The sequence below is a fragment of the Pseudobutyrivibrio sp. OR37 genome (assembly GCF_900113655.1).
Classification (GTDB): domain Bacteria; phylum Bacillota; class Clostridia; order Lachnospirales; family Lachnospiraceae; genus Pseudobutyrivibrio.
Map to the genome: position 1 here is coordinate 69,455 of NZ_FOQF01000002.1, position 13,943 is coordinate 83,397.

A 13,943-nucleotide genomic window follows, 5' to 3' on the forward strand; every position below is an offset into this window, starting at 1 on the left:
TAACTTGGCTTTAATTTAGTTTAGTAAAGTGAAGGCAAAGTGAAGACTTACAAAAGATTGAACGAACGTTATCCGAAGGTTTTTACATAGAATTTGTATAAAATAAAAACTCCGCTTTGAGACAGTCTAATCTCAAAACGGAGTCTGGTTACTAATATATTAAATTATAAAGAGTTTACAAATCTCATAAATGCCTCAAGGCCTTCATCAGTGTTCTTATATACACCAGCACATTCAAGAACCTGGCAGAATACCTTTCCAATTTCCTGCTGAAGAATTCCATTTACATTAGAAGCGTCGATGCGGTCATAGTTCTTCGAGAACTCTTCCACCCAATCAGCATGCTTTTCAAGAGCTTCGTTACTTCTTAAATCCTTACCATTTACAATGTAATCAGCAAGCTGTTCCATTTCACCCTTAAGACGACTAGGAAGAACTGCAAGTCCCATAACCTCAATAAGACCAATGTTCTCCTTCTTAATATGATGTAAATGAGCATGTGGATGATATACACCAAGTGGATGCTCTTTAGTAGTGATATTGTTTCTAAGAGCAAGATCAAGCTCAAATAAATCCCCACGCTTTCTAGCTATTGGAGTAATTGTATTGTGCTTTTCTCCATCTGTCTCGGCAAAAATAAATGCAGCCTCATCAGTGTAGCCTCTCCAAGCATTAAGAATGTGCTCTGCCAAATCGATGATTCTCTTTTCATCCTTGCACTGTAGTCTGATAACTGAAAGTGGCCATTTAACTATACCAGCTGTAACATCCTCAAAACCATTTACTGTAAACTCCTTAATAATAGGAGCCTTTTCCATTGCAAATGTGTAATGTCCACCCTGGAAATGGTCATGGCTAAGGATTGAGCCGCCAACAATTGGAAGGTCTGCATTGCTACCAAGGAAATAATGTGGGAACTGCTTTACGAAATCAAACAGCTTTACAAATGTAGCACGTTCAATCTTCATAGGTGTGTGTTCGCCATTAAATACGATGCAATGCTCATTGTAATATACGTATGGGCTGTACTGGAAGCCCCATTTACTATCATTTATAGTGATTGGAATAATACGATGGTTCTCTCTTGCTGGATGATTTGTGCGTCCTGCATAACCCTCGTTTTCAATGCAAAGCTGACACTTTGGATAAGCAGACTGCTTAGCATTCTTAGCTGCAGCTATAGCCTTTGGATCCTTTTCTGGCTTTGAAAGATTAATAGTGATATCAAGTGTTCCATAATCAGTCTCTGTAGTCCACTTTAAATCCTTCTTAACCCTATAAGTTCTGATGTAGTCAGAATTACGACTCATATTATAGAAGAAATCCGTAGCCGCTTCTGGGCCTTCATTATTATAAATGCTATTAAACTTTTCGATAACCTGGGCAGGTCTAGGGCAAAGCTGATTCATAAGCTTTGTATCAAATAAATCTCTATATGTAATAGAATCTTCGATAATGCCTCTTTTTACAGCTTCATCTAATAAATCCTTTAAAACATCCTCTAAAACAATATTTGATAAATCACAATCAGGATCGGTATATTCATCCTCTTTCATACATTCTAATAAAAGATTTGTAGTATAGATTCTCTCACACTCTGGTGTAAGTCCCTTATCAATCCCGTATTGAACTAATTTTTTTATACTCTCCTGTAGCATAAGCTCCTCCAAAATAAAAAATAGTTTCCAAAGAAATCTCTCTGGAAACTATTTTACACCTTTTCGGTTTTCCACTTCAAGTATTCTTGCTAATAAAAAATGCAAAAACGACTATACTAACCTGGTTTCATCAACTAAAAGTTTATAGAAGTACACTTTTGGTTGATAAAAAAAGTATTTACAACATTATATTACCATGATAGAATTGCTCCTCGTGTTCGTTTTATAACTTATTCGAGCACAAGGAGGTCTTAAACAAGTCATTTTCACGGAGGAAAAAATGAAAAAAACGAACAAAACAAAAACACGTAGTATAAAAACAAAGCTTATATCTATAATGCTTTTAATAGCAATCGTTCCTTTAACAGTTGCTGTAGCAATAAGCTATATTAGCTCAACAAACAGCGCAAAGGAAACAGCAAAACAAAATTTAGATTGGCAGGCAAAATACATCGAGTCTGAAGCAGACAAGATGTTAATAAGAGCTGAGACTTCACTTGGAAGCTTTGCTAATTCACACGATACAATCGCATTCTTAAAAGGCGAGCTTGAAGATCCAACAGTAGTTAAAGAGACTATGGTGGCAATCAACACATCTTTCCATGATACTAACACTATTGTAATGTCAAATGCAAATGGTGACATGGTTCTTAGAAGTGATGATGGCGAATTAAAAAACATTGCTGAAAGAGATTATTTCCAGGCAGCTATGAAGGGCAAGTCTTACGTATCAAATGTATTCGTTAGTTCAGTAACAAATTCAAGAAACATTTGTGTAGCAGTACCTATTTTTGATACAGATCAGACTACTGTAATCGGTGTTGTTCATAAGACACTTAATCCAGATGATATTCATACATTATTAGCTGCAGAAGCTGATGAAGCTTTTGTTGTTGATAAGAACGCTGATATGGTTGCTCACTCAGATTTTGAAATCGCAGCCACAGATGAGCCACAGAACTTTTCATCTTCACCTTATATGTCATCTGAAGATGAAACTGGCTTCTACATCAGTACTGCAAAGGGTTACCCTGTTTACGTAAGCTATGTAAGAAATGCAACATCTGGCTTCGTAATCTGTGCTGGTAAAGCTGAATCAGAAATCGTAGCTGAAGCTAGACGTGGTGCAATGACAATTGTCGTTACTGGCATTGCCATGATTGTATTAGTATTAATTCTTTCATTATTTGTTGCTAATAGCTTTACAACACCAATTATCGAAGTAAACAAATTATTATCTGCACTTGCTAATGGTGAATTCAAGAAGACAAACAAATTCACTAAGAGAACAGATGAATTTGGTCAGATGATCAACAACGCAAATTCACTTATCGATAAGCTTTCATCTATCGTTGGCCACATTAAGGAATCTACAAATACTGTAGGTGAGTCTTCAGACGAGTTATCAGAGATGGCTAACCAGATTGCTGCAACTACAGAATCAGTTGCTGTAGCAGTTCAGCAGATTGCTAGTGGTGCCGTAGAACAGGCTGAAGAAATCCAGTCCGCTGCAGATAGCACAAACCAGATTACTACAGCTGTAGATAACGTACAGTCTTCTACAAATGATATGTCAAACCTTGCAGACCGTATGAAGTCAGCATCAGAGGCATCAAGCAACTCTCTTGCAACACTTCAGGCTACAAGCTCAGAAATGACATCAAAGATTGAAGAGATTTCTACAAAGATTTCTTCAACTCAGAATGCAGTAGCAAACATTAACGAACGTGTAGAGGGAATCTCTGGCATCGCTGCTCAGACAAACCTTCTTTCACTTAACGCTTCAATCGAAGCAGCTAGAGCTGGTGAGGCTGGTAAGGGCTTCGCAGTAGTTGCTGAGGAAATCAGAAAGCTTGCTGATGATTCAGAAAACCTTGCATCAGAAATTAGAATCCTTATGGATCAGCTTTTAGCTGAAGCTGAACAGGCTGTTAATGCTGCAACACTTGTTATGAATGGTAACGAGGAACAGCAGAAGGCTCTTGGCGAGACACTCTTCGCTGTAGAGGGAATGCTTCAGGATATCGAAGAAACTGTAACTAGTGTTTCAAAGATTTCTGGCGAAGCAAACAATTGTGTAAATTCAAACACAGTAGTAGCAAACGCTATGTCATCACTCTCTGCTATTTCAGAGGAAAACGCAGCATCTTCAGAGACAACAGGTGCATCTGTAGAGGAGCTTTCAGCTACAGTTACTAACCTTGCTGAATCTGCAACACACCTTAAGGATATTGCTGAGAAGTTAAATGAAGATATGAAGTTCTTCAAGTAAGAAGCGTTTGGAGGTTCAAAATGGCAAATTTTATTAATAACGCTAATGGCTCAGATGAAAAGCAGTACATTATTTTCACTTTAAATAACGAGTTTTATGGCATTGATATTATTCATATCAACACAATTATTATGATGCCAGAAATCACAGATGTTCCACTTTCAGCTGATTACATTAAAGGCATGATTAGCTTACGTGGACATATAATCCCTGTAATTAATCTTCACAAGCGTATGAATTACGGTGAAGAAGTAATCACAAAGGATACTCGTATCATTGTTTTCAATATAAACGAAACTGAGCAGGTAGGAATCGTAGTTGATAGTGTTAAAGAAGTAATGGTTATTTCAAGCGAAGAAATTGAATCACCATCTCCTTTCATGAAATCTGAAGATTCATTCATCTCAGGCGTTGGTAAAAAGGCAGATATGCTTGTTTCAATCCTTGACATCAACTCAATCGTTGATGATAAGGCTCTTGAGGAATGCGTAGCATAATATAAAATAAAGTCTGGAGCATTATCGCTTCAGACTTTTTTATTGTTTAAGGATGACAATTACCGCAAGGCTTATAGCCTAAATAAAATCAAAAATATTCATCTGGCCATCAATCCATGACTTCTGAACAGTCTCATGGATTTCATCGCCCTCTCTGAAGCCTCCAATTAAAAATGGTGAATTCACATCATGACGCTTTTCATTAAGTCTTACCAGTTCTAAATCGCTATTGGCATAGCAATATCTGCAGAAATGTCTACAAGTATCATAAGCTCCAATATCTGCTCCGAGATAGCATGCACAATCAGCTCTGGCTGGTTTAACATTTGACTTTGGTACCTTTAAATGAGCATCCAAAGCCTTTTCATACATAGCAACTGTCATGCAGCCACTGCAATCAGCACCATATTTTTCTAAGAAATCACCTTCTGCACAAGGCTTTACCACCATGTTATTGGCGGCAGCTATTTTAACAAACTCTTGACCCAGTCGTACTTTGTCTGAAGCCGAAACAGGTCTGGCCTCTGGGAAATTTCTTTTAACCTTTTCATAAATGTCTATAAAACTAATCACCACATGATTGGTATAACCTTTAAGATTTTCAGCCATCTTTGTAAAAGCCTCAATATGAAAATCCACTGTATATTTATCATTTACAAAGATTGGATCATATCGCCAGCCAATACGGTGCACTCCTACCGTATTAGATAAGAACTTAAAGGACTCCATAACTTCATTTTTATCTGGAACACCTGGCTCAATATCCTTGCCATAGGGTGTAATGGTCACATACCAGTACTGACCATAGTCTTTAACTAGGTCTAAATACGGAAAAAAAGGTGCTGGATTCTTTGTGCAAAAGCCAATAGCATCCACCACCTGTGGGTTTAAAATATATTTATTTACTGAACTTGGATTGTATGGATTACGTACACAGACATAACCCTCCTTTAAACGGTTTGCCAACCATTCCGGAAAGAATGCAGGTATATCTGTGCGCTGTCCTGTATTAATAATCATTTTATAAATCGTCTATAGCGTCCTTTATTTTGTCAGCAAAGCCCTTTTTCTTCTTTTCAGACTTCACTGCCTTAGGACCACCTGAAATAGTGTTGCCTGTAAGCTCATCAAACTTGCGAAGTGCTTCCTTAGCATCCTTAGAAAGACCTGTTGGAACCTGTACAACAAGTGTAACGTATTGGTCACCGCGAACATTTCTATTTCTAAGTGAAGGAATTCCCTTTCCACGAAGTCTGATTGTAGTATCAGTCTGTGTGCCAGGCTTAACCTCATAGCTTACTTTGCCATCAAGTGTATCGATGATAACCTCACCACCAAGTGCTGCCTGTGCAAATGAAATAGGCGCAGATGAATAAATATCAACATCTCTACGCTGGAAAATAGGATGACTTGCAACAATTACTTCAACAAGTAAATCGCCTCTAGGACCGCCGTTGCGTCCTGGTTCACCCTTTTCACGAATACGTACACTCTGACCATTATCAATACCAGCAGGAATTGAAACAGAGATTTTCTTCTTTCTAGCAACATATCCTGTACCATTACAATCTGGACATGGAGTATCAATTACCTCTCCTGTACCGTGGCAATCTGGACATGTTGTAACATTCTGAACCATACCAAATAGTGACTGTGAAGACATCATTACACGTCCCTTACCGCCACACTTAGTACATGTGCGCTTGCTTGTACCAGGCTTTGCACCAGTGCCGTGACATGCTGCACATTCATCCTTAAGAACAATTTCAAGCTCTTTCTCACAGCCAAAAGCTGCTTCCTCAAATGTAATGTGCACAGCTGCACGAAGATTTGCTCCACGCATAGGACCATTAGAGGCACGTCCACCGCCGCCTCCAAAGAAGCTACCAAAGATATCGCCAAAGATATCACCGAAATCCATGCCAGAGAAATCAAATCCACCGGCACCGCCTCCGCCATTTTCAAAGGCAGCATGGCCAAACTGATCATATTGACGTCTCTTATCTGCATCAGAAAGAACAGCATAAGCCTCAGATGCTTCTTTGAATTTCTTTTCGGCCTCCGCATCACCTGGATTCATATCTGGATGGTACTTCTTAGCAAGCTTTCTATATGCACTTTTAAGCTCACTTTCTGAGGCTGTCTTGGAAACTCCAAGAACCTCATAGTAATCACGTTTTTGTTCTGCCATATTTATCAATCCTTTATTACACTATAAGCTCCCCCGAAGGGGAGCTATTATTTTATTTATTATTTAGACCTCTTTGAAATCAGCATCTACGACGTCATCGTTTGCTGGACCCTGAGCACCTGCACCAGCACCTGCTCCTGTGAACTGGCTCATGTCTGGGCCTGCACCCTGAGCACCTGCACCAGCGCCCTGAGCTGCCTGAGCCTGCTCGTACATCTTAGCGAATACCTTCTGAGCTGACTCTGTAAGCTTCTCCTGAGCTGCCTTAAGCTCACCAATCTGTGAATCAGACATTTCCTCTGGAGTTGCGTACTGATCAAGTAACTTCTGAGCTGCTTCGATATCAGCCTCAACTGCTGCCTTATCAGCTGCATCAATCTTGTCGCCTACTTCATCAAGAGCCTTCTTTGTCTGGAATACAAAGCTCTCAACATCGTTTCTTGTATCAACAGCTTCCTTACGCTTCTTATCCTGAGCCTCATACTCCTGAGCCTCTTTAACTGCCTTCTCGATATCATCATCAGACATGTTAGAACCAGCTGTAATTGTGATGTGCTGCTCCTTACCAGTGCCTAAATCCTTAGCAGATACGTTAACGATACCGTTAGCATCAATATCAAATGTAACCTCGATCTGTGGTACACCTCTCATTGCTGGTGGAATACCATCAAGTCTGAACTGTCCAAGTGACTTGTTATCCTTAGCGAACTGACGCTCACCCTGTACTACGTTGATATCAACGGCTGTCTGATTATCAGCTGCTGTAGAGAAGATCTGGCTCTTCTTTGTAGGGATAGTTGTGTTTCTCTCGATAAGTCTTGTAGCAATACCACCCATTGTCTCGATAGAAAGTGAAAGTGGTGTTACATCAAGAAGAAGGATATCGCCTGCACCAGCATCGCCAGCGAGCTTACCACCCTGGATAGAAGCACCGATAGCTACGCACTCATCTGGGTTAAGAGTCTTGCTTGGCTCGTGACCTGTAAGAGCCTTTACCTTATCCTGAACTGCTGGGATTCTTGTAGAACCACCAACAAGAAGTACCTTAGAAAGCTCTGATGCGTTAAGACCAGCATCCTTAAGAGCCTGGTTAACAGGGCCTGCTGTAGCTTCAACAAGGTCATGTGTTAACTCATCAAACTTAGCACGTGTAAGGTTCATATCAAAGTGCTTTGGACCTTCTGCTGTAGCTGTGATGAATGGAAGGTTGATGTTTGTAGTTGTTGCAGAAGAAAGCTCCTTCTTAGCCTTCTCAGCTGCTTCCTTAAGTCTCTGAAGAGCCATCTTATCTGTTGAAAGATCTACGCCTTCAGCTGCCTTAAACTCAGCAAGCATCCAATCTGTAATCTTCTGATCGAAATCATCACCACCAAGTCTGTTGTTACCAGCTGTAGCAAGAACCTCGATAACACCATCACCGATTTCAATGATAGATACATCAAATGTACCACCACCTAAATCGTAAACCATAATCTTCTGCTCCTGCTCGTTATCAAGACCGTAAGCAAGTGCAGCTGCTGTAGGCTCGTTGATGATACGCTTTACATCAAGACCTGCAATCTTACCAGCATCCTTTGTAGCCTGACGCTGAGCATCGTTGAAGTAAGCTGGTACTGTGATAACTGCCTCTGAAACTGTCTCACCAAGGTAGTTCTCAGCATCGCTCTTAAGCTTCTGAAGAATCATAGCTGAAATCTGCTGTGGGCTGTATTTCTTGTCGTCGATGATACGGCCATTATCTGTACCCATATCTCTCTTGATAGAAGCGATTGTCTTTTCTGCATTTGTAACAGCCTGACGCTTTGCTGGCTCACCAACAAGTCTCTCACCTGTCTTTGTAAATGCAACGATAGATGGTGTTGTTCTAGCACCTTCTGTATTTGCGATAACTGTTGGCTTTCCACCTTCCATAACAGCTACGCAGCTATTAGTTGTTCCTAAATCGATACCAATAATCTTTCCCATTATTATTTCCTCCTATATATTACTTAGTTAGCAACCTTAACCATTGAATGACGAACAACAGAATCGTTCATCATGTAACCCTTTTGGAATTCCTCTACGACGATGTTCTCGCCTACCTCTTCATCATCAACATGCATTACTGCGTTGTGGAAGTCTGGATTGAATTCCTGTCCTACTGCCTCGATTGGCTTTACACCAATTTCTTCGAGTGTAGTAAGTAACTGCTTATATATCATGAGCATTCCATCAGCAAATGGATCTGCTCCTTCCTCAACTGTAGCAAGACCTCTTTCGAAGTTATCTACTACAGGAAGAATCTTTTCTACGATGGCCTTCTGACCATTTCCAAACATCTGAGCCTTTTCCTGGTCAGTACGGCGTCTGAAGTTTTCAAACTCTGCCATCTGACGAGTAACTCTATCTGTAAGCTGTTCGATTTGCTCATCGCGCTTATCTTTCTTCTTTTCTTTCTTTTTGAAAGGCTTCTTGCCTTCCTTTTCTTCCTTAGAAGACTCCTCTGAAGCTTCCTCAGCAGGCTTTTCACTGGCTGTTTCTTCTGCCATAGCCTCTGCATTTTCAACTGCTTCTTTTACTGCTTCTTCAGTAGAGAATTCTTCCATCTTTTCTTTATTCTCTGCCACGAATTCCATCTCCTTAATTTCTATTTTCATTTATTTCTGTCAGCCTCTTGCTTCAGTAATTTATCTAGCTGACCTTTAAGACTTTTGATGTTATCAACAACATTTTCGTAATCCATTCGCTTTGGACCAACGATACCGATGGTACCTTTCACACCGTCCCCAAGCTCATAGGTTGCTGTAACTATTGAGCAATCCTTCATGGTTGATATTGGAGATTCATCTCCGATATATACCTGAATTCCTGTGTTCTCATTATCCAGTGTGCTGTCACTAAGCAATTCCATAAGTGACTGCTTTTCCTCGAAGGTATCTAAAAGCTCTGACGCCTTCTTTGAATCTGCAAGCTCTGGATACTTGAAAATATTAGTAGCACCTGATGTGTATACCTGTAAATCATCACCCTCTGTAATGGTCTCTGCAACGGTGTCAAGAACCTGGGCGACAATCTCATCATGGATGCCTGCCTGCTCCTTAAGACGAGTGATAAGTGCTAAATTTATCTCATCAACTGTAAGTCCGTTAAGATTAGTATTAAGAAGCATGTTAAGCTTAAGCATTGTTTCGTTATCAAGTGGCTTTTCAACATTGATGATTTTGTTTTTAACAATGTTGCCATCCATAACTACTACTGAAAGCACCTGATGCTCATCTACAGCTGAAAGCTGAACAAACTTTAGCTTGTTAGAAACAACTGATGGTGCTGAAACAAGGGTTGCATATTGAGTGTTGTTAGCAAGTGTCTTTGCCACGTTTTTAAGAAGACTTTCCATCTTTTCTGTCTTCTCAATCATCCACTCCTGCATGTCAGCGACTTCCTTATCCTTCTCTGCTATCAGATTGTTAACATAGAATCTGTAGCCTTTATCAGAAGGGATACGTCCTGCCGATGTATGAGGCTGTACGATGTAGCCAAGGTCTTCCAAGTCTGACATCTCATTTCGAATAGTGGCTGAACTAAGATTCAAATCTGTATATTTTGAAATTGTTCTTGAACCAACAGGCTCGCCAGTTTCAAGATAATTCTTTATAATCGCATTTAAGATTTTAATTTTTCTCTCATCTAGTTCTATATCAGCCATACATTCACCTCTTCCCCGTTTTTCTTTGTTAGCACTCATCTCATTGGAGTGCTAATCATTTTCTGATGTTAATTTACACCTAGGTACTCCTTTTGTCAACATGCTTTAGATTTTTTTTATACTTTTTATCCTTCTTTTATTAATAAGTAATCATGGTTAACAATTGTTATTTTTCAAGGTCTTTGATAATATATGATAAGAAATTCTTAGAGGTGAAAAATGGATCAAAGTAAAATTAGAAATTTTTGCATAGTTGCACATATCGATCACGGCAAATCTACACTCGCCGATAGAATCATCCAGATGACTGGCACTCTCACAGACCGTGAGATGCAGGCCCAGGTTCTTGATAACATGGAGCTTGAGCGTGAGCGTGGTATCACTATCAAGTCTCAGGCCGTTCGTATCATCTACAAGGCTGATGATGGAAATGAATACATCTTCAATCTTATTGATACTCCTGGTCATGTTGACTTTAATTATGAAGTTTCTCGTTCACTTGCTGCCTGCGATGGAGCTATTCTTGTTGTAGATGCAGCTCAGGGTATCGAGGCTCAGACACTTGCTAATGTATATCTTGCACTGGATCATGACCTTGATGTTATTCCAGTTATTAATAAGATAGATTTACCATCAGCAGACCCTGACCGTGTTGTAGAAGAAATCGAGGATGTAATTGGCCTTGAAGCGCAGGATGCACCACGCATCTCTGCCAAAACAGGTCTTAATATCCATGACGTTTTAGAGGCAATCGTACATCAGCTTCCAGCTCCTAAGGGAGACCCTAAGGCTCCACTTCAGGCTCTTGTCTTCGATTCCCTTTATGATTCATATAAGGGTGTTATCGTATTTTGCAGAGTTAAGGAAGGTACACTTAAGGTTGGGGACAGCGTTAAGATGATGGCTACTGGCGCTCAGTTCGACGTAGTTGAGGTTGGATATTTTGGTGCCGGCCAGTTCATTCCTTGTGACGAGCTTCCTGCTGGTATGGTAGGCTACATGACAGCTTCCATCAAAAATGTACGTGATACTCGTGTAGGTGATACTATCACACATGCGAACAAGCCAGCTGCCGAGCCACTTCCTGGCTATAAAAAGGTTAATCCTATGGTTTACTGCGGACTTTATCCTGCAGATGGAGCTAAATATCCAGACCTTAGAGATGCCCTTGAAAAGCTTCAGCTTAATGATGCTGCTCTTCACTTCGAGCCAGAAACATCTATAGCACTTGGTTTTGGTTTTAGATGTGGTTTCCTTGGATTATTACATTTGGAAATTATCCAGGAGCGTCTGGAGCGCGAATACAATCTTGACTTAGTTACAACTGCTCCATCAGTTGTTTACAGAGTATACAAAACAGATGGCACAATGATTGAGCTTACTAACCCAAGCAATCTTCCTGACCCATCAGAGATTGACTACATGGAAGAGCCAATCGTTGAAGCTGAAATCATGGTTACCAGCGATTACATCGGCGCAATTATGGACCTTTGCCAGGAGCGTCGTGGTCAATACATCAGCATGGAATATATTGAAGAGACACGTGCTGTACTTAAGTACACTCTTCCACTTAACGAAATCATCTACGATTTCTTTGATGCTCTTAAGAGCCGTTCACGTGGATACGCAAGCTTCGATTACGAAATGAAGGGCTATATGAAGTCAGACCTTGTTAAGCTTGATATCCTTATTAATAAAGAAGAGGTTGATGCGCTTTCCTTCATCGTCTTCTCTGGCACAGCTTATGATAGAGGCCGAAAGATGTGTGAAAAGCTTAAGGATGAAATTCCACGCCACTTATTTGAGATTCCTATCCAGGCTGCAATCGGTTCAAAGGTTATTGCCCGTGAAACTGTTAAAGCCATGAGAAAGGATGTCCTTGCTAAATGTTACGGTGGTGATATTTCCCGTAAGAAGAAGCTTCTTGAAAAGCAGAAGGAAGGTAAAAAGAGAATGCGTCAGGTTGGTAATGTAGAAATTCCACAGGCAGCCTTCATGAGCGTTCTCAAGCTTGACGAGGATTAAAATGACTGAAGTTGAACTTTATATTCACATACCATTTTGTGTCAAAAAATGCTTATATTGTGATTTCCTTTCAGGAGTTTTTGATGAAAAAATGCAGCGGCGTTACACTGCTGCTTTGTGCGCTGAAATAAAATACGTAGCAAACACCCACCCAGGTTGTCTGGTTAAAACCATCTATGTAGGCGGCGGCACTCCTTCCTGGCTTTCTGAGGATTTAATGGATGCTATTATTACTACTGTTAAAAAATGCTTTAAATTAGATCCTCTCGCAGAGATTTCCGTTGAATGCAATCCTGGTACCCTTTCTTCTGAAAAGCTTAATGTATACAGAAGCATTGGTATCAATCGATTATCCATCGGGCTTCAATCTGCAAATGATGATGAATTAAAGGAACTAGGGCGAATACATGACTATAATCGATTCCTACATACCTTTGATTTAGTTAGAAAAGCTGGCTTTAACAATGTAAATGTAGACATTATGACAGGCCTGCCACACCAAACCATCGAAAAGTTAGAGCGCACCCTTAACGCCGTAACAATGCTTCGTCCTGAACATATTTCAGCCTATTCTCTCATCATTGAAAAGGGTACTCCGTTTTATGAGAAATATAAATTTGATGCTGTTAAGCAGCAGGCTGGTATGGAAACAGAGGATTTACCTACAGATGAAGAATCCTACCGCTTATACAAGCACACAATGGACTTTTTAGAGGCCAAAGGCTACAAGCGCTATGAAATATCCAATTACGCCAGAAACGGTAAAATTTGCCGCCATAACGTAGGCTATTGGGATAGAGTACCATATCTTGGTTTAGGGCTTGGTGCAGCTTCTCTCTTTGACAATGTGCGCACTAGCAATGTTCGAGATATTTATAAATATATAGAGACCTCAGAGGCTATAGAAAAGGGCCAAACTCTTGATTCCACACTGTCCTCTCCTTACTATGAATCTGAAGAAGCTTTATCCAAAAAGGATGCAATGGCTGAATTTATGTTTTTGGGCCTTAGAAAGATTGATGGAATTGCACGAGCTGATTTTTATCAGATGTTCGGGCTTGATATTGAAGCAATTTACGGTCCAGTAATCACTGCCCTTCGTAATCAAGGCTTTATGGATGCCAAAGAAGGCAGACTGTTTTTAACTGATATAGGCATAGATGTGAGTAACCAGGTGTTATCTAAATTTTTATTAGATTAATCCTTATTTACACTTGACAAAATCACATCTATTATCTATTATATTTGAGTATGCGTTGAACTGTCCGTGTCCGGCTACAACGTATTTGAATTTGAAACATTATTTTTATACAAATTGGAGGTGTAGCAACACATGGCAAATATCAAATCTGCTAAGAAGCGTGTTCAGGTAGCAGCTATCAGAACAGAGCGTAATAAGGCAATCAGATCAGAGGTTAAGACATACGTTAAGCGTGTTGAGGCTGCTGTAGAGTCTGGTGACAAGGCTGTAGCTGAGTCAGAGCTCAAGGCTGCTATTAAGGTTATCGAGATGGCTGGTTCAAAGGGTGTTTATCATGATAACACTGTTAGCCGTAAGGTATCTCGTCTTTCAAAGCTCGTTAACAAGCTTGCTTAATACGATATAATAAAAAGC

11 protein-coding genes are annotated in these 13,943 nt (G+C 40.0%); 5 read left to right on the top strand and 6 right to left on the bottom strand.

The features are described 5' to 3' along the window. Positions 1–164: 164 nt before the first annotated feature. Positions 165–1,658: a UDP-glucose--hexose-1-phosphate uridylyltransferase gene (gene galT, locus BM097_RS01275; RefSeq protein ID WP_090545128.1), complete on the bottom strand. Its 1,494-nt coding sequence runs from the start codon at positions 1,656–1,658 to the stop codon at positions 165–167. Positions 1,659–1,938: 280 nt separating this feature from the next. Here galT and BM097_RS01280 point away from each other — a divergent pair, with 280 nt between their 5' ends. Continuing rightward, positions 1,939–3,930 (top strand): methyl-accepting chemotaxis protein, encoded by a 1,992-nt coding sequence (locus BM097_RS01280; protein ID WP_090545129.1) that lies wholly within the window; start codon positions 1,939–1,941, stop codon positions 3,928–3,930. Between the two features lie 20 nt (positions 3,931–3,950). Further along, a complete protein-coding gene (locus tag BM097_RS01285) occupies positions 3,951–4,427 on the top strand; it encodes a chemotaxis protein CheW (RefSeq protein ID WP_090545130.1) in 477 nt (158 codons plus the stop codon). A 78-nt stretch (positions 4,428–4,505) separates the two neighbouring features. Here the strand turns inward: BM097_RS01285 and BM097_RS01290 are convergent, their stop codons facing one another. The 5 genes from BM097_RS01290 to hrcA all read right to left on the bottom strand — a co-directional run bounded on the left by BM097_RS01290 (position 4,506) and on the right by hrcA (position 10,303). Continuing rightward, a complete protein-coding gene (locus tag BM097_RS01290) occupies positions 4,506–5,447 on the bottom strand; it encodes a DUF1848 domain-containing protein (protein ID WP_090545131.1) in 942 nt (313 codons plus the stop codon). 1 nt (position 5,448) lies between these two features. After that, entirely contained in the window at positions 5,449–6,618 is a 1,170-nt protein-coding gene (gene dnaJ, locus BM097_RS01295; RefSeq protein ID WP_090545132.1) for a molecular chaperone DnaJ, read from the bottom strand. 63 nt (positions 6,619–6,681) lie between these two features. Continuing rightward, positions 6,682–8,583 carry a molecular chaperone DnaK gene (gene dnaK, locus BM097_RS01300; RefSeq protein ID WP_090545133.1) on the bottom strand — a complete coding sequence of 634 codons (1,902 nt, stop codon included), beginning with the start codon at positions 8,581–8,583 and terminating at the stop codon, positions 6,682–6,684. Positions 8,584–8,606: 23 nt separating this feature from the next. Further along, complete coding sequence (grpE, locus tag BM097_RS01305; RefSeq protein WP_330389522.1) at positions 8,607–9,254, bottom strand: nucleotide exchange factor GrpE; 648 nt, start codon at positions 9,252–9,254, stop codon at positions 8,607–8,609. Further along, positions 9,251–10,303: a heat-inducible transcriptional repressor HrcA gene (gene hrcA / locus BM097_RS01310; RefSeq protein ID WP_090545135.1), complete on the bottom strand. Its 1,053-nt coding sequence runs from the start codon at positions 10,301–10,303 to the stop codon at positions 9,251–9,253. The genes grpE and hrcA overlap by 4 nt, the downstream gene beginning before the upstream one ends. Before the next feature lie 219 nt (positions 10,304–10,522). On the opposite strand from hrcA, the gene lepA reads away from it, so the two are divergent. The 3 genes from lepA to rpsT all read left to right on the top strand — a co-directional run bounded on the left by lepA (position 10,523) and on the right by rpsT (position 13,925). Further along, positions 10,523–12,328, top strand: coding sequence for a translation elongation factor 4 (gene lepA / locus BM097_RS01315; RefSeq protein ID WP_090545137.1), 1,806 nt, complete (start codon positions 10,523–10,525; stop codon positions 12,326–12,328). Position 12,329: 1 nt separating this feature from the next. Next, a complete protein-coding gene (gene hemW / locus BM097_RS01320) occupies positions 12,330–13,529 on the top strand; it encodes a radical SAM family heme chaperone HemW (RefSeq protein ID WP_090545139.1) in 1,200 nt (399 codons plus the stop codon). 132 nt (positions 13,530–13,661) lie between these two features. After that, positions 13,662–13,925: a 30S ribosomal protein S20 gene (rpsT, locus tag BM097_RS01325; protein ID WP_090545141.1), complete on the top strand. Its 264-nt coding sequence runs from the start codon at positions 13,662–13,664 to the stop codon at positions 13,923–13,925. Positions 13,926–13,943 lie beyond the last annotated feature (18 nt).

What these genes read in the sequence shown, in the direction of transcription:
- galT (WP_090545128.1), bottom strand. Translation starts at nt 1,658, where the DNA reads ATGCTACAGGAGAGTATAAAAAAATTAGTTCAATACGGGATTGATAAG.
- BM097_RS01280 (WP_090545129.1), top strand. Translation starts at nt 1,939, where the DNA reads ATGAAAAAAACGAACAAAACAAAAACACGTAGTATAAAAACAAAGCTT.
- BM097_RS01285 (WP_090545130.1), top strand. Translation starts at nt 3,951, where the DNA reads ATGGCAAATTTTATTAATAACGCTAATGGCTCAGATGAAAAGCAGTAC.
- BM097_RS01290 (WP_090545131.1), bottom strand. Translation starts at nt 5,447, where the DNA reads ATGATTATTAATACAGGACAGCGCACAGATATACCTGCATTCTTTCCG.
- dnaJ (WP_090545132.1), bottom strand. Translation starts at nt 6,618, where the DNA reads ATGGCAGAACAAAAACGTGATTACTATGAGGTTCTTGGAGTTTCCAAG.
- dnaK (WP_090545133.1), bottom strand. Translation starts at nt 8,583, where the DNA reads ATGGGAAAGATTATTGGTATCGATTTAGGAACAACTAATAGCTGCGTA.
- grpE (WP_330389522.1), bottom strand. Translation starts at nt 9,254, where the DNA reads ATGAAAATAGAAATTAAGGAGATGGAATTCGTGGCAGAGAATAAAGAA.
- hrcA (WP_090545135.1), bottom strand. Translation starts at nt 10,303, where the DNA reads ATGGCTGATATAGAACTAGATGAGAGAAAAATTAAAATCTTAAATGCG.
- lepA (WP_090545137.1), top strand. Translation starts at nt 10,523, where the DNA reads ATGGATCAAAGTAAAATTAGAAATTTTTGCATAGTTGCACATATCGAT.
- hemW (WP_090545139.1), top strand. Translation starts at nt 12,330, where the DNA reads ATGACTGAAGTTGAACTTTATATTCACATACCATTTTGTGTCAAAAAA.
- rpsT (WP_090545141.1), top strand. Translation starts at nt 13,662, where the DNA reads ATGGCAAATATCAAATCTGCTAAGAAGCGTGTTCAGGTAGCAGCTATC.